Below are 15,771 nucleotides of genomic sequence, written 5' to 3' on the forward strand. Positions count from 1 at the left end.
CGTGAACTCCTCCGGAAGGCAGGGAACTCATGCGTCACAGTCGTCGGAATGGCTTGATCGCGGCCGTGGTTGCGGGAGGTGGACTGGCGGTCGCGGGTGTCGGCGGATTCGCCTACGCCGATGCGGACGCGGGCGGGAAGACCGAGGGCTCGCCGGGGCTGCTGTCGGGGAATCTGGTGCAACTGCCGGTGCACACCCCGGTGAACGTGTGCGGGAACACCGTGAGCGTGGTCGGGCTGCTCAACTCGGCCGCGGGCAACCGCTGTGCCAACCAGGGCGGTGGCGGCGACGGGCACGCAGGATCGGTGTCCTCGCATCCGTCGAAGCCACGGGCCGGTGCCGGCGGCGGGGCCCACACGAGCGGGGGAGCCCGTGCCGAGGGAGGAGGAAAGGATTCGCCGGGGCTGCTGTCCGGCAACGGGATCCAGCTTCCGGTCGATGTCCCGCTCAACATCAGCGGCAACTCGGTGAATGTCGTCGGGATCGGCAACGGCTCCACAGGCAACACCTCCGTCAACGGGGAAGGGCCCAGCGGCGGCAAGCCGCCGCAGCCGACGCCGACGCCCGTCGTCGAGACGCCCGTCACCGCACCGCCCGTCACCGCGCCCGCGCCGCCGCAGCACGGTCCGGCGCTCGCCCACACCGGGGCCGACGGCGCCGGCTACCTGCTGCCGGGCGGCGGCGCACTGCTGCTGGGCGGGGTGCTGCTCCGCCGCCGCTTCCGCCTCCGGTAGTCAGGCCTGAGGCTCGGCGCCCGGGACGGGCGGGAGCCGGCGCCAGGCGTCAAGGATCGCGTCGATCCGGGGTGCCAGCCGGGCACGGGCCGCGAACCGCGGGACGCCCGCCATGAGCAGGGCGTCGTATTCGGTGTCGGTGTGCCGAACCGCTGCCCGGACCGCCACCGACACCGCCTGCTCGGTCAGAGCCCGGCCCGCCGCCGTACGGCCCACCCGGCCGCTGCCGCGCAGCGAGGCATGGGTGGCCATCGCGACCGCCCGATCGGCCGGGCACCCCGGGAACAACCGCACGATCTCGGCCGCGAAGGCCGCCGTGAACCGGGTGTCCTCGACCGCGCGGCGCCGCCGGTCGCGCTCCCGGCGGCGGGCCCGCGCCTCGGCGTCGGCGAGGCAGGCGCGCTCCGCGAGGGCCAGGGCGGGGTCCTCGACCAGGAGCCCCAGGCGCTCGTAGCGGCGCCGCCGTTTGTTGAAGCGGACGACGACGGCCGAGAGCGAACTCGCCTCGCGGGCCCGCCGGGTGAGGGCGGCGTCCCCGCGCGGCAGGTAGACGAGGTGCCCGAGGTCGGCGCAGTCCAGGCAGCGGGGCACGCCGACCTCACGGACGAGATGACGGAGCGGGCCCGTCCGGCATTCCGCGCAGTGGATCGGCTTCGGCGACTCGAAGACCACGAGGCTCATGACGATGTGATACCGCTGTCCGGTCTGCTTATCACCTTGCCGAAAATGGCGGTTGTGGTTTCGCCGACTTTCCCGGATGGCCGGATGCCCCTCTACCGTGAGCCGTTGGGGCTGCGGTAGAGCCGTGATGCCCATGGGGGAGGGGTGCACACATGGGCGGATGGCAGCCGACGGCGCGGCTCACGAGAACCGTGGACGGCGGAGCGGAGGGCCTGGCCGGCCGGGAGATCGTCATCGAGCCCGGCGACTGCACCGGCTGGCACTTCCACCGCGTCCCGCTGATCGCACTCGTCAAGTCCGGGACGCTGACGCGGATCCTGCACGACAACTCCACCGTCGTGCACCGCCCCGGCACCAGCTTCGTCGAACCGGCCGGCGTCGAGCACCTGCACCTCGGCCGCAACCTCGGCACCGTACCGGTCGTGCTGTACGTGACCTGCACGCTCGCCGAGGACGAGGCCTTCTCCATACCCGCGGACGCCCCGCCCGGCGCCGCACCCTGCGCGTGCCCGGGGACCCTTCCCTGACCCGGCCCGCCGGACGCGCCCCCCTCGGTCGCCTCGCCCGGCACCCCGCTCAGACCAGGCGGCGTATCTCCCCGCGCACCCGGTAGAACCCGCCCGAGGCCGCATGCAGCCCGTCCACCACGTACCGGGCCCCCGGCTCCCGGATCCCGCGCGGGAACTGCACGTTCCACGAGGGCTCGAAGCCGCCCGACACCACCTGCACCCGCATCCGGCCGCCCTGCTGCACGCACTCCACCACCACACCGCCGGCCGGGGCCGCCGCCACCGAGACGGTCGCCACCGCCGCGGCGGAGGCCGCCGGGGTGAACACCGGCAGCGCAGCCGCCGACTTCACGTCCACGGCCGTCGGCACCGAACCCCGCTGGGCGGCCAGGATCGCCGCCTCGCTGGCGTCCATGCAGATCAGGGACCCGTCCGTGGTGACCAGGTACAGCCGCTCGTTCAGATACTGCATCGACAGGGCCGAACCGCCACCGGTGCCCAGCTTCCACAGCCGCTGCCCGTCGGCGTCGAAGCAGTAGACCGACGAGGCGTAGTCGGCGGCGAACACGTGCCGGCCGTCCGGCGAGGTCGCGCACGCGTACACGGCGGCGTCGCACCGGTACGAGGCCTCCGCGGCGCCCGTCGACTTCGCGAGCCGCTGCACGGTGTGGCGCCCGGTGGCCGCGTAGACCGCGTCGTCCTCCTGCCAGCCGAAGAGCACGTTGCCGTCGGTGGGCCGGTGCCACAACTGCGCTCCACCGTCGGCCGCGTACGCCGTCACGCCCTTGTTGTGCCCGTGGTAGACCGCCCGCTCGTCCGCCCGGACCATCCAGGCGTTGGCGCCCGACGACCGCCGCGACCACTGGAACTCGTCCTCGTGGTCGATGACCGTCAGCCCGCCGCTGCGGTCGGACACGCTCAGCACGCCCTCGTGGATGTCGAGCCAGAAGATGTCCACGTCCGCCGCGATGTCGTAGGCCGCGAACGGAACCTTCGACGACAGGTCGTACACCGTGCCGTCGTCACAGCCCGCGTATATCCAGAACTCGTCCGCCACCAGGCATTTCACCCCGTCCGGCAGCGAGTACCGGGCCAGTACCTCGCCCCCGTGGCTCAGCGTGTAGACGTCCCCCGCCTGGTTCCCCACCCAGCAGCGGTCCTCGTCCACATGGATCCCGAACGCCGAGGAGCCCGTACGGAACCGCCACAGCACGGGGGCCACCGCGCGCGCCGTCGACGGTGCCGAGGTGACCTGGCGGCGGGACACCGCCCGGGCCGCGCGCGCCCCGGCCACGGCCGGCGCGTACCCCTTGCGGACCTTCTCGCCGATCTTCTTGGCGGCGGCCGCCCGGGCCTTCTCGGCGGTCGGGAACGAGGAACTCTGCGACTGGCCGTCCGCTCCGATGCGCCCGTACCGCACCGAGACGGCCGTGCCGTCCACGGTCACCTCGTAGAACTTGTGGGCACCGCCGCCGTCCTGCGACAGCTCCAGATACGTCGTCTCGCGAGCCATGACAGACCCCTCCCCAAGGCCGGGCCAACGGCTCTTTCCCGCCGGTGATCCCTCGTGAAAAACATTAGGGCCCACCGCTGACAATGGGCCCGTGCAGCTGGAAGCGATCACATGGCAGCGGATGGCCGAGCGGCTCGCCGGCCACCTCGACGAACACGGTTCCCCGGCAGGGGCGGAGACCTGGCGGCGGGTGGGCATCGACGGTGCGCCCGCCGCCGACACCGGCGTGCTCGCCGGCCACCTCGCCGACGCGCTGCGCCTGCGCAGCCGCCCGGCCCTGGTGGTGCCGGCCGAGGGGTTCCTGCGCCCGGCCTCCCTCCGTTTCGAGTTCGGCCGCGAGGACGTGGACTCCTACCTCGGCGGCTGGTACGACACCGCCGCCCTGTGGCGCGAGGTGTTCGGCCCGACCGACCCCGGCGGCACCGGCCGCGTGCTGCCCGACCTCTGGGACCCGGCGACCGACCGGGCGACCCGCAGTCCGTACGCCGAACTCCCGCCGGGCGCCGTCGTGATCGTGCACGGCCCCCTGCTGCTGGGCCACTGGTTCCCCTTCGACCTCAGCGTCCACATCCGCCTCTCCCCGGGGGCGCTGGCCCGCCGCACCGAGGAGTCCGCCCGCTGGACCCTGCCCGCCTTCGCCCGCTACGAGGCCGAGACCGACCCCGCGGCACGGGCCGACGCGGTGGTCCGGGCCGACGACCCCCGCCACCCCGCTTGGACGGGTCTCACCGGCCCCACCGGCTGAGCTCCCCGCCCCCGCCCCGTCACGGACGTACGGGATCCGCAACAACGCCATCGCGGGCCGGTGACGAACGGGATCCGGCCATCGCCCGTTGCCCCGGCCGCGCACTACGTTGACGCCACGCTTCGACGGCGCCCACCCGGTGGCGCCACGGCAGAGGGAGACGGCAATGGGCGCAAGCGGCAAGGCGGTTCAGGGGCCGAGACGGCTGCGGCGGCAGGCGGCCGCCGCCCTGGCGCTCTGCGGAGCCCTGACCCTCACGGCCTGCAACGGCGACGACGGCAGCGACGCGGGAGCCGCCGGTCCGGGCCCCGGCGCGAGCACGTCGAGCCCCTCGGCCACGGCCTCGGCCTCCGCCCCCAGCGCGCCCGGCGGAGCGACGCCGGCCGCCTCCCCGGCGTCCTCGAAGAAGCCGGGCCCGGGCGCCACCGCCCCGGACAAGCCGAAGCCGCCCGCACCCGGACCCGCCTGCGCCTCCAAGGACGCCGTCTCGCCGAACGAGATCGCCGTCTACCGCTACACCCCCGAGGGCGGCCAGTACAGCCTGATCGTCAAGCACGGCCACTGGGGCTGCCCCGCCGCGGGCGGTGCCACCCCCTTCGTGACGGTCGGTGAGGAGACCTGGATCCCGATCGCCGACGACGCCAAGATCGGCGCCCACGCCCCCATCCTCTCCGGATCCACGAACAAGCCGATCACCATGCACGAGCTCACGTCCTGGCTGGAGACCCACCCGAACAAGGGCCTGGTCTTCCACTACAGCGTGAACAAGGCGGGCGTGATCGACACCCTCGGCCAGGAGGAGTACACGGTTTAGGGGCTGGGGCGCCCGCCCAGCCGGGTCACCGCCCGCGCGGCGGCCCGGCACCCGGCCCGTGCCGCGTCCGCGGGGTCCGCGCCCGCGAGCCGGGCCGCCAGGAACCCGCCGGTGAACGCGTCACCGGCCCCCGTCGTGTCCACGGCCTCGGCCGGTTCCGCCGACACCTCGGCGATCACCCGCCCCTCCTCCGCCACCAGCGCCCCGGCCGCACCCCGGGTGACCACCACCAGCGGCACCCGCAGGCTCAGCTCGGCCGCCGCGCGCGCCGCCCCGGCCCGCTCCGGCAGCCCGGCCAGCATCCGCGCCTCGTCCTCGTTGGGCAGCAGTACGCCGATCCCCGCCACCGCGTCGAGGAAGCGCTGCGGACCCAGCCCGGCGAGGAACCCCGCCGAGGCCGGGTCCACGCTCACCGGCACGCCCCGGGCGCGGGCGGCCCGCAGCGCGACCAGGGCCAGTTCGCGGCTGCTGTCGGCGAAGAAGAGGTAGCCGGACAGGTGCAGATGGACGGCTCCGTCCAGCAGGGCCGGAGCCCAGTCCTGCGGGGTGAGCCGCAGCGCGGCGCCGCTGTCCGTGAGGAAGGTGCGCTCCGCGTCCTTGCCGACCAGCGCCACCACCGTCCCGGTCGGCTCCGCCGGATCGACCACCAGCCGCGGCCGCACCCCCGAGTCCCGCAGGGACTGCTCGTGCCACCGGGCCGATTCCGTGCCCACCCGCGCGAGCAGGCGTACGTCCGCCACCCCCGAGTGGGCGGCCCAGCAGGCCGCGTTGGCCCCGGCGCCGCCCGGCAGGGTCCGGATCCGAGCGGCCGTGTCCGTGGCCGGAGCAAGCGGCTCCGGATGGACCGCCACGACATCCGTCACCACGTCCCCGACGACCAGCAGCGCCCCGGGGGCGCCGACGGGCTCCCGATCGGCGGCCGCCGTCACGGACGCGCCGCCCAGGCCCCCGCGATCCTGGCCCCGAGCGCCACGTTGCCCCGTACCGCCGCCAGGTTGGCCTCCAGCGAGGCCCCGCCCGTGGCCCGTACCAGGAACCCCAGCAGGAACGGGGTCACCGCCTGTCCCGTGATCCCGCGCGCGCGGCACTCCTCCAGCGCCTCGGCCAGCACACGGTCGTGCAGCTGCGGGTCCAACTGCTGCGCCTCCGCCACCGGATTGGCCACCAGCAGTGCCGAGTCCGGCCCGCCGAGGGCATCCTGGGCAGCCATGACCGCGGCCACCTCCTCGGGCCGGTGGACGGTCCAGTCCACCGGTTCGCCGGAACTGGCCAGGTAGAACCCGGGGAAACGTTCCGTCCCGTACCCCAGGATCCCCACCCCGAGCGTCTCCAGCCGCTGCAGCGTCGCCGGTACGTCCAGGATCGACTTCACCCCGGCGCACACCACCGTGATCCGCGTCCGCGCCAGCAGCGCCAGGTCCGCAGACTCGTCCTGAGTCTGCGCGTACTCCCGGTGCACGCCGCCCAGCCCGCCCGTGGCGAACACCCGCAGCCCCGCCCGCGCGGCCAGGAAAGCCGTCGCGGACACCGTCGTGGCACCGGTCGCGCCCGTCGCGAGCGCGGGCGCCAGATCCCGGTGGCCGAGCTTGCGCACCCCCTCGCCGCCCGCGATCCGCTCCAACTGGGCCTTGTCGAGCCCGGCGTACGCCACGCCGTCGACGACGGCGATCGTGGCCGGGACCGCGCCCTCGGCGCGCACCAGGGCCTCCAGTTCCGCGCCCACGGCGAGATTGCGGGGGCGCGGCAGACCGTGCGCGATGATCGTCGACTCCAGCGCCACGACGGGACGGCGCCGCTCCAGCGCCTCGCGGACCTCTTCGGACAGGACGGGGACCTCGGATGATGTGTGCATGTCCCATCCATGGCACGCGATCCCGGCCGCCAAACGCCCGCCGCCCCACCCTTGAAGAACCTGCGCGGGCCGGGGAACGGCTGGACAGGTTGACCTGTCCGGCGTGCGGAGCATGGACGTTGTGGTCACCGCGGTGCGGCGGACGATCGGATTAGGGTGACTCGCCATGAGCACCAGTGAGCACGGTCCCGCCTCGTTCGCCGTATCCGTACCGGACGCCGAACTGGAGGTCGAGGACCTCGATCCCGGCCAGATCCTCTCCGGCGAGCCCGTCGTGACGGGCAAGGTGCTGTGGGAGTCCCCCGACGGCACGCAGGTGCGCGGCATCTGGCAGATCACCCCGGGCGTGGTCACCGACACCGAGGCGAACGAGCTGTTCGTCGTGGTCAGCGGCCGCGCCACCATCGAGGTCGAGGGCGGCGCGACCCTGGAGGTGGGCCCCGGCTCCGCCTGCGTGCTCCGGGAGGGCGACAAGACCACCTGGACCGTCCACGAGACGCTGCGCAAGGCCTACCACATCAGCTACTAGCGGCAGGGGCGGGCGCCGCGGGGTGGCGGCGCGCGGTGAACAGGGCCAGCGCCGCCATCGGCAGCAGCAGGGCCGCGCCGATCGCGTTCAGCCAGCCGTAGCCCGCGTGCGACATGACCAGCCCGGCGGCCGCGCCGCCCACGCCCGCGCAGGTGTTCATCGTGAGGTCGCTCAGGCCCTGTACGGCGGCCCGCGCGGCCTGCGGCACCGAGTCGGTGAGCAGGGCCGAGCCGGAGACCATCCCGGCGGACCAGCCGAGGCCCAGCAGGAACAGCCCGATCGCGCTCTGCGCGTGGCTCGGGCCGGCGGTGCCGGCGAGCAGGGCGGCCACCGACAGCAGACCGGCCGCCAGGCCGATCACGGTCAGCCGGCCGACCCGGTCCGCGAGCCAGCCCATGACCGGCGAGAAGGCGAACATGCCCGCGATGTGACCGCTGATCACCAGGCCGACGAGCTCCAGCGAGGCACCGTGGTGGCCCAGGTCGACCGGGGTCATCACCATGATCGAGACCATGGCCGTGTGGGACACCGCGACGGTGACCAGGGCCAGGCGTGCCCGGGGTGAGGCCTTGACGGCCGCGAACCCGGCGCCCAGCGAGCGGCCGCCCTTGGCCTGCTCCGCGGGCGAGGCCAGCGCCCGGGCCGTCAGCAGCGGGTCGGGCCGCAGGAACAGGCCGATCATCGCGCCGGTCAGGACGAAGACGGCGCCGGCCCAGACGAAGGGGCCCGCCGTCTCGGGTATGGAGGTCCCGGCGAAACTGCGGCCGGCCGGGGCGGAGAGGTTGGGGCCGAGCACCGCGCCCAGGGTCGACGCCCAGACGACGAGGGAGACGGCCCGGGCCCGGCGGTCCGGGGCGGCCAGGTCGGCGGCGGCGAACCGGGCCTGGAGATTGGCGGAGGAGGCCGCGCCGAAAGCGGCCATGCCGAGCATCAGCAGCGGGAAGTTCTTGATCGCGGCTGCGAGGACCACCAGGCCCGCGCCGAGCGCGCCGATCCCGTACCCGAGGACCAGCCCCGGCCGCCGGCCGCGCGCGGTCATCAGGGCGGCGAGCGGGAGCGATACCGCCGCGGTGCCGATCACGGCGGCCGTGGAGGCGAACCCGGACAGCGCCTCGGTGCCGCTGACCTCCGTGGCGAGGACCGGGGCCAGGGCGATGCTGATGGGCACGCCGACGCCGCCCAGCATCTGGCTCGCGATCAGTACCGCGGAGACGCGGCGCTGGAGCCGGGGCAGGTCCGCGGGGCTCAGGGGCGGGGCGGAGCGGTCGGTGCCGGATATCGCGGTCATGCCGTACACCCCCGGCGCGGCGGCGCAGGGCTGTGTACGGGCGCGGTGCGGCCGGGGGCGGTGGAAGTGGTCACCGCGGCAGTTTCCCACCCCTTGCGGCCGGACGGAACGGGGGACGCACCCCTGCGCCCGGCCCGTGCCCCCGGCCCTCGTCAGGCCCCTCGTCACGCCCCTCAGAACAGCGGCTGTGGCAGGACGCCCTCCAGGGCCAGCAGGCTGCGCTTGGTCTCCACGCCGCCGCCGAAGCCGCCGATCCCGCCGTCGTTCTCCACGACCCGGTGGCAGGCCACCACCAGCGGCAGCGGGTTCGACCCCATGGCGTTGCCCACGGCCTGTGCCGCGCCCGGCTGGCCGACCCGGGCCGCGAGCTCCCCGTACCCGACGACCGCCCCGTACGGCACCGAGCGGTCCAGCTCCTGGAGGACCTGCCGGTTGAAGCCGGAGCTCAGCCGCCAGTCCAGCGGAAGCTCGAAACGCTTGAGCGAGCCCGCGAAGTACGCCTCCAGCTGGCGTATCGGCTCGGCGAGCAGCACCTCCCGCCCCGGCGCCGGGCGCCAGGCGTCGGCGCCGAGCCGGGAGACGAGGGAGCCGATCATCGTGTCGACCCGGTCCGGCCCGGCATGGAACTCGACCCGGACCAGCCCCTCCGGGGTCGCGGCCAGGAGCAGAGGGCCGATGTCGCTGGGGACGACGGTCCATTCGAGGTGCGGCCCGCGGGGCCGCTCGGTGCTGTCCACCCCTCCACCGTAAGGGGAGGGTCCGACAACCCGGCGGCCCCGATCCGCGGGACGGCGCCTAAAAGGCGAAGGCCCCCAGCACCGCCTGGTGCACGACGTCCGGGGCGTTGGTGATGATCCCGTCCACGCCCATCCCCTGCACCTTCCGCGCCGTCGCCGCGTCGTCGACGATCCAGGTGTCCACCTCCATCGCCTTGCCGTGGGCGCCCCGCAGGTCGTGCACCGCCGCCACCCAGTCGGCCGAGATGGTGGTGTGCCACGGGTTGATCCGGTCCGTGAACCGGGCGTACTTCGGCAGCTCGGCGACGGTCGGGGTGCCCAGGAAGGCCGTCACGAGGTCCGGGCGCAGGTCGTGCACGATGCGTACGGAGTCGGCACTGAAGCTCTGGACGACCAGCCGGCGCTGCACGTGGTCCGCGTCGAGCCAGCCGGCCTCGTCCAGGACCTGGAGGGTCTGCTTCTCGATGCCGGGGTAGAGCTCGGGCTTCTTGGTCTCCAGCAGCAGCCGCTGCCGGTTGCGGTCCACCCGGTCGAGGTACTGCCGCAGGGTCGGCACGCGCTCGCCCGTGAACTCCTCGCCGAACCAGCTGCCCGCGTCGAGCGTGGCGATCTCCGCCGCGGTGAAGTCCTTGACCCGCCAGGGCTTGCGGTCCGGGAACGCCTGCTCGACGTCGGTGGTGCGGGCCAGGGTGTCGTCGTGGACCACGACCAGCTCGCCGTCCTTGGTGCGCTGGACGTCGTTCTCGACCCAGTCGAAGCCCAGCCGCATCGCGAGGTCGATCGCGGCGAGGGTGTTCTCCGGGGCGTACGCCGAGGCGCCCCGGTGGGCGTACACGACGGGACCGAGCAGCCCGGGGGCGCCGGCGGTGCCGGTGGGGGCTCCGGCCCCCGGCCCCGCCCCGGATCCGGGGCCGGAGCCGGAGCCGGAGGGGGAGGAGGGGACGGAGGGACCGGTGGCGGCGGACGCGGCCGTCCCGCCCAGCAGGGTCAGGGTGAATCCCAGGAATGCGGCGGCGGCCGCGGCGGCGGGTCGGACGTACATGTGCGTTCTCCTCGGTTCGGGAGCCCTGTTCCTGCGTCAGACGCGTGCGGACTGACAGACGTTGCGGCGATGCACTACACGGGTGACCTTTACGGCGATCATGCGGTCGAAGATCACCGCGCCGCCACCGAACTACGACAAACGGACCAGAAAGGAGGACGTCCGCACCGCCCGCCGGACGCGCGGGCCGGATCCGCCGGGAGCGCCGGAGAGCCGTGCGGCCGCGTGAGTGTCAGTGGGGGGTCGTACGGTGGACTCATGCGGCCCGTATCGAAGATCGAACGCACGGTGGCGCCTTTCGAGGTCGTCAGCCCCTACCAGCCCAGCGGCGACCAGCCGGCGGCCATCGCCGAGCTGGAAAAGCGCATCCGTGCAGGTGAGAAGGATGTCGTCCTGCTGGGTGCGACCGGCACGGGCAAGTCGGCGACCACCGCCTGGATGATCGAGAAGCTCCAGCGCCCGACCCTCGTGATGGCGCCGAACAAGACCCTCGCCGCCCAGCTGGCGAACGAGTTCCGCGAGCTCCTGCCGAACAACGCCGTCGAGTACTTCGTCTCGTACTACGACTACTACCAGCCCGAGGCGTACGTACCGCAGTCGGACACCTACATCGAGAAGGACTCCTCGATCAACGAGGAGGTGGAGCGGCTGCGCCACTCCGCGACCAACTCGCTCCTCACCCGGCGCGACGTGATCGTCGTCGCCTCCGTGTCCTGCATCTACGGCCTCGGCACCCCGCAGGAGTACGTCGACCGGATGGTCCCCCTCAAGGTCGGCGAGGAGATGGACCGGGACCAGCTGCTGCGCCGCTTCGTCGACATCCAGTACACGCGCAACGACGTGGCCTTCACCCGCGGCACCTTCCGCGTGCGCGGGGACACCATCGAGATCTTCCCGGTCTACGAGGAACTGGCCGTCCGCATCGAGATGTTCGGCGACGAGATCGAGGCCCTCTCCACCCTGCACCCGCTGACGGGCGAGGTCATCAGCGAGGACCGCGAGCTGTACGTCTTCCCCGCCAGCCACTACGTCGCCGGCCCCGAGCGCATGGAGAAGGCGGTCCGCGGCATCGAGGCGGAGCTGGCCGAGCGCCTCGCCGAGCTGGAGAAGCAGGGCAAGATGCTGGAGGCCCAGCGGCTGCGCATGCGCACCACCTACGACCTGGAGATGATGCGCCAGATCGGGTCCTGCTCCGGCATCGAGAACTACTCGCTGCACATGGACGACCGCGAGCGCGGCTCCGCGCCCAACACCCTCATCGACTACTTCCCCGAGGACTTCCTCCTCGTCATCGACGAGTCGCACGTCACCGTGCCCCAGATCGGCGCCATGTACGAGGGCGACGCCTCGCGCAAGCGGACCCTGGTCGACCACGGTTTCCGGCTGCCCTCCGCCCTCGACAACCGGCCGCTGAAGTGGGAGGAGTTCCAGGAGCGCATCGGCCAGACGGTCTACCTGTCGGCGACCCCCGGCAAGTACGAGCTCTCCCGCGGCGACGGCTTCGTCGAGCAGATCATCCGCCCCACCGGGCTCATCGACCCCGAGGTCGTGGTCAAGCCCACCGAGGGACAGATCGACGACCTCGTCCACGAGATCCGGGCGCGCGTGGAGAAGGACGAGCGCGTCCTGGTCACCACCCTCACCAAGAAGATGGCCGAGGACCTCACGGACTACTTCCTGGAGCTCGGCATCCAGGTGCGCTACCTGCACAGCGACGTCGACACGCTGCGCCGCATCGAGCTGCTGCGCGAGCTGCGCGCCGGCGAGTACGACGTCCTGGTCGGCATCAACCTGCTGCGCGAGGGCCTCGACCTGCCCGAGGTCTCGCTCGTGGCGATCCTCGACGCCGACAAGGAGGGCTTCCTGCGCTCCGGGACCTCCCTGATCCAGACCATCGGCCGCGCGGCGCGCAACGTCTCCGGCCAGGTCCACATGTACGCGGACAAGATGACCCCGGCGATGGAGAAGGCCATCGAGGAGACCAACCGGCGCCGGGAGAAGCAGATCGCGTACAACACGGCGAACGGGATCGACCCGCAGCCGCTGCGCAAGAAGATCAACGACATCGTCGCCACCATCGCCCGCGAGGAGCTGGACACCGAACAGCTGCTCGGCACCGGATACCGCCAGGGGAAGGACGGCAAGGCCGCCAAGGCTCCCGTGCCGTCGCTCGGCGTGGTCAAGGCGGGCCAGGTCACGGTGGGCGGCAAGCAGGTCAAGGGCGCCAAGGCGGCCAAGGCCGCCAAGGACGCCGCGGTGCTGACGGACCGTCCGGCCGAGGAACTGGCCGCGCTCATCGAGCAGATGACCGAACGGATGCGGGGAGCCGCCGCCGAGCTCCAGTTCGAGGTCGCGGCCCGGATCCGCGACGAGGTGGGCGAGCTGAAGAAGGAGCTGCGACAGATGAGGGAAGCGGGCCTCGCCTGACCCGGAGCCGGTCAGTAGGGTTGGCAGCAGCCGCAGGTACACATGCGCACCCACATCGGGGGCGGGCTAGGGAGAGGGGACAGCGCGTGACGGTCAACATGACCAAGGGTCAGGCCATCAGTCTGCAGAAGCAGGACGGGGGCACGCTGACCGCGGTCCGGATGGGCCTCGGCTGGCAGGCCGCCAAGCGCCGCGGTCTGTTCGGTTCGCGGACCCGGGAGATCGACCTGGACGCGTCGGCGGTGCTCTTCGCCGACAAGCAGCCGGTGGACGTGGTGTTCTTCCGCCACCTGCAGAGCGACGACGGCTCGGTCCGGCACACCGGTGACAACCTCGTCGGCGGCGCCGGCCAGGGCGGGGACGACGAGTCGATCCTCGTCGACCTCCAGCGCGTGCCGGTGCACATCGACCAGATCGTCTTCACGGTGAACTCGTTCACCGGCCAGACGTTCCAGGAGGTGCAGAACGCGTTCTGCCGCATCGTCGACGAGACCAACGGCCAGGAGCTGGCGCGCTACACGCTGGACGGCGGCGGCCAGTACACCGCGCAGATCATGGCGAAGGTGTCGCGCGCGGGCAGCGGCTGGCAGATGACGGCCCTCGGCAACCCGGCCAACGGCCGGACCTTCCAGGACCTGATGCCGGCGATCCTGCCGCACCTCTAGGCGGCAGCGGCGCGCAAGCGGCGCGCAAGCGGCGCGCAAGCGGCGCGCAGGCAGAACAGAACAGAGCGGACGAGCAAGGGCACGGGGGAGGGCTGCAGGATGACGGCCGAGTTGGTCCGGGGGCAGAACCACCCCCTGTCCCAGGCGCGGGTGGAGATCAGGGTCTCGGCGGGTACGCCCGTACTGGCCCTGGTCTCGGCCTGCGATGACGCGGGCCGGCTGGCCGGCCCCGACGCGGTGGCCCACCCCGGCGCCCGGAGCCTGCCCGGAGTGCAGGTGCCGGAGGCGGTGGCGGGCGAGCACCGCTTCGCCGTCGACCTCGACGCCGTCGCGCCCGCCGTGCACCGGCTCGGGGTGGTCCTCGTCCTGCCGCCCGGCGGCCCGGCGCGCTTCGGCGCGGCCCCCGCCTCGTACGTGGCGGTCGCCGACCCGCAGGGCGCCGAGCTCGCCGGGTACACGCTGACCGGCCTGGACGCCGAGACCGCCGTGGTGGCCCTGGAGCTCTACCGGCGCCAGGGCGCCTGGAAGGTCCGCGCCGTGGGCCAGGGGTACGCCGACGGGCTCGGCGCGCTGCTCACCGACGCCGGGCTGGGCGGCCCGGCCGCCACGGCCCTGGCGGCGGTGGCCACCGGACTCGTGCCCTCCGGCGACATCACCCTGGCCGCCCTGCCGACGGCGGCCCCGCCGACCGTTCCGCACGGCCTGAGGGCCCCGCAGGACGCCGCGGCCGCGACCGCCGCGCCCTCGCCCCCGCCGGCCCCGGAGCCGCTCCCCGCCACCGGCGTCCCGTACCCGGGAACCCCCGGAGCCGCACCCGGTTCCTCGTCCGCCGACACCATCGGCGGGCCGCCCACCATCGACTACGCCCACCCGCGCCGCCGCCGCACGACCGCGGAGCCCCCCGAGCCCGGCCCGCGCGCCGTCCCCTCCCCGGAGGCGGACCGGCCCCCGGCCCCCGTCGCGGGCGACGCGAGCGGCTGGTCCCTGGAGGAGCGGCTCTACAACCAGGTCTGGGGCATGTTCGAGGACCTGGCCCGGACCGTGGCGGCCTACCGCAGCGCGTGCGACTTCGCCGAGTCCCGGATGGACCGCGAGCTCGACGACGTGCTGTCCGACCCCCGCCTGCGCCTCGCGGGTACGGGCAACGCCGCCCGCGACGCGGCCCGCGCCCGCCACGACGAGCTCGTCGCCCAGGCCAAGGCCGTGCTCGACCGGGACCTCGCCCAGCTGATCGCCGAGTCCGAGGTGGTCGAGCCCGCGCTGCCCGCCTCGTACGCCCGCTGGGCCAACCCCGTCTGGCACGGGCACGGGGTTCCCGAGGAGGCCCCCCTGGCCCTGCGCCTCGGCGACCTGCACCTGCCCGAGCGGCCCGACCTGCGCATCCCCATGCTGGTGCGGGCCCCGCTGGAGCGCGGGCTGTGGATCGACAACGGACGCACCGGCTCCGAGGCCGCGATGACCATGGACACCGACCGGCTGCGCCGGGCCGCCATGGACATGGCCGTCGCCCATGCCGTCCGGCTGCTGGCGGTCCACCCCGGCGACCGGTTCTCCGTGCACGTCATCGACGCTGCCGGGGCGGGGGCCGCCTCCCTGGCGCCGCTCGTCGCGGCCGGGGTGCTGGCCGGGCCGCCCGCCGCCGGGGCCGCCGGGGTCACCCGGACCCTGGAGGCGCTGACCCGCCGGGTGGACCTCGTACAGATGGCCGTGCGGGCCGGGGCGCCCGAGGACCTGCCGCCCGACGTGGACGTCGCCGACCAGCTGCTGATCGTGCACGACTTCCCGCACGGGTTCGACGACCGGGCCGTCACCCGGTTGCGCTACCTGGCCGACGAGGGTCCGGCGGTCGGTGTGCACCTGCTGATGGTGGCGGACCGCGACGAGGCCTCGGCGTACGGGCCGCTGCTGGATCCGCTGTGGCGCTCGCTGATGCGGCTGTCGCCGGTGCCCGACAACCACCTCGCCGACCCGTGGGTGGGCCATGCCTGGACCTTCGAGCCGGACCTGCCGCCGCCGGGCAGCCGGGTCCTGGAGCAGACCCTGGAGCGGATCGCCGCCGCCCGGCGCGATGCCCGCCCATGACCGTTCCTTGGCCTTCTCTTTACCTTTACCGGCTCTGACGGGTACCCTGGGCACGCGGAGGGGAGTATTCCTGCTTTCCTGCTACGGCGTACCCGTCAATACGGACCACTTCGGTTGTGTGAAGCGCAGTCGGTCCCGGGGCGTCGGCCCACG

At 73.6% G+C, this 15,771-nt stretch carries 15 protein-coding genes; 8 read left to right on the top strand and 7 right to left on the bottom strand.

Translation table 11 applies throughout. The features are described 5' to 3' along the window. Positions 1 to 65 precede the first annotated feature (65 nt). Complete coding sequence (locus ACFYXV_RS27440; RefSeq protein ID WP_389384288.1) at positions 66 to 734, top strand: chaplin; 669 nt, start codon at positions 66 to 68, stop codon at positions 732 to 734. On the opposite strand, the gene ACFYXV_RS27445 is transcribed toward ACFYXV_RS27440, so the two are convergent. Next, positions 735 to 1,415, bottom strand: coding sequence for a DUF2293 domain-containing protein (locus tag ACFYXV_RS27445; protein ID WP_389384289.1), 681 nt, complete (start codon positions 1,413 to 1,415; stop codon positions 735 to 737). A gap of 152 nt (positions 1,416 to 1,567) precedes the next feature. On the opposite strand from ACFYXV_RS27445, the gene ACFYXV_RS27450 reads away from it, so the two are divergent. Continuing rightward, the gene (locus ACFYXV_RS27450) at positions 1,568 to 1,942 is read left to right on the top strand and encodes a cupin domain-containing protein (RefSeq protein ID WP_385472762.1); all 375 of its coding nucleotides are present in this window, start codon (positions 1,568 to 1,570) and stop codon (positions 1,940 to 1,942) included. Between the two features lie 49 nt (positions 1,943 to 1,991). On the opposite strand, the gene ACFYXV_RS27455 is transcribed toward ACFYXV_RS27450, so the two are convergent. After that, entirely contained in the window at positions 1,992 to 3,437 is a 1,446-nt protein-coding gene (locus tag ACFYXV_RS27455; RefSeq protein WP_385472759.1) for a WGR domain-containing protein, read from the bottom strand. A 91-nt stretch (positions 3,438 to 3,528) separates the two neighbouring features. On the opposite strand from ACFYXV_RS27455, the gene ACFYXV_RS27460 reads away from it, so the two are divergent. Further along, positions 3,529 to 4,182, top strand: a complete 654-nt coding sequence (locus ACFYXV_RS27460) for a uridine kinase (protein ID WP_385472757.1) — start codon at positions 3,529 to 3,531, stop codon at positions 4,180 to 4,182. A 166-nt stretch (positions 4,183 to 4,348) separates the two neighbouring features. Further along, positions 4,349 to 4,996 (top strand): hypothetical protein, encoded by a 648-nt coding sequence (locus ACFYXV_RS27465; RefSeq protein WP_389384290.1) that lies wholly within the window; start codon positions 4,349 to 4,351, stop codon positions 4,994 to 4,996. Here ACFYXV_RS27465 and ACFYXV_RS27470 read toward each other — a convergent pair. Together ACFYXV_RS27470 and ACFYXV_RS27475 are read right to left on the bottom strand one after the other, a co-directional pair. After that, positions 4,993 to 5,925, bottom strand: a complete 933-nt coding sequence (locus ACFYXV_RS27470; protein ID WP_389384291.1) for a carbohydrate kinase family protein — start codon at positions 5,923 to 5,925, stop codon at positions 4,993 to 4,995. The two genes, ACFYXV_RS27465 and ACFYXV_RS27470, sit on opposite strands and share 4 nt — an antisense overlap. Further along, entirely contained in the window at positions 5,922 to 6,848 is a 927-nt protein-coding gene (locus ACFYXV_RS27475) for a pseudouridine-5'-phosphate glycosidase (protein WP_389384292.1), read from the bottom strand. Before ACFYXV_RS27475 ends, ACFYXV_RS27470 begins: the two co-directional genes overlap by 4 nt. A gap of 166 nt (positions 6,849 to 7,014) precedes the next feature. Here ACFYXV_RS27475 and ACFYXV_RS27480 point away from each other — a divergent pair, with 166 nt between their 5' ends. Beyond that, complete coding sequence (locus tag ACFYXV_RS27480; RefSeq protein ID WP_385472746.1) at positions 7,015 to 7,377, top strand: cupin domain-containing protein; 363 nt, start codon at positions 7,015 to 7,017, stop codon at positions 7,375 to 7,377. Here the strand turns inward: ACFYXV_RS27480 and ACFYXV_RS27485 are convergent. The 3 genes from ACFYXV_RS27485 to ACFYXV_RS27495 form a co-directional block, all read right to left on the bottom strand. After that, complete coding sequence (locus ACFYXV_RS27485) at positions 7,367 to 8,665, bottom strand: MFS transporter (RefSeq protein ID WP_385472743.1); 1,299 nt, start codon at positions 8,663 to 8,665, stop codon at positions 7,367 to 7,369. The two genes, ACFYXV_RS27480 and ACFYXV_RS27485, sit on opposite strands and share 11 nt — an antisense overlap. A gap of 173 nt (positions 8,666 to 8,838) precedes the next feature. Continuing rightward, the gene (locus ACFYXV_RS27490) at positions 8,839 to 9,402 is read right to left on the bottom strand and encodes a methylated-DNA--[protein]-cysteine S-methyltransferase (RefSeq protein WP_385472740.1); all 564 of its coding nucleotides are present in this window, start codon (positions 9,400 to 9,402) and stop codon (positions 8,839 to 8,841) included. A 58-nt stretch (positions 9,403 to 9,460) separates the two neighbouring features. Beyond that, the gene (locus tag ACFYXV_RS27495; RefSeq protein WP_389384293.1) at positions 9,461 to 10,444 is read right to left on the bottom strand and encodes a glycerophosphodiester phosphodiesterase; all 984 of its coding nucleotides are present in this window, start codon (positions 10,442 to 10,444) and stop codon (positions 9,461 to 9,463) included. A gap of 258 nt (positions 10,445 to 10,702) precedes the next feature. Here ACFYXV_RS27495 and uvrB point away from each other — a divergent pair, with 258 nt between their 5' ends. The 3 genes from uvrB (at position 10,703) to ACFYXV_RS27510 (ending at position 15,618) form a co-directional block, all read left to right on the top strand. Then, entirely contained in the window at positions 10,703 to 12,871 is a 2,169-nt protein-coding gene (gene uvrB / locus ACFYXV_RS27500; protein ID WP_383347191.1) for an excinuclease ABC subunit UvrB, read from the top strand. Positions 12,872 to 12,957: 86 nt separating this feature from the next. Then, a complete protein-coding gene (locus ACFYXV_RS27505; RefSeq protein WP_030292185.1) occupies positions 12,958 to 13,536 on the top strand; it encodes a TerD family protein in 579 nt (192 codons plus the stop codon). 99 nt (positions 13,537 to 13,635) lie between these two features. After that, positions 13,636 to 15,618 (top strand): TerD family protein, encoded by a 1,983-nt coding sequence (locus ACFYXV_RS27510; protein ID WP_389384294.1) that lies wholly within the window; start codon positions 13,636 to 13,638, stop codon positions 15,616 to 15,618. Positions 15,619 to 15,771: the final 153 nt, after the last annotated feature.

This window comes from Streptomyces sp. NPDC002181 (genome assembly GCF_042890485.1).
In the GTDB taxonomy this organism is placed as follows: Bacteria; Actinomycetota; Actinomycetes; order Streptomycetales; family Streptomycetaceae; genus Streptomyces.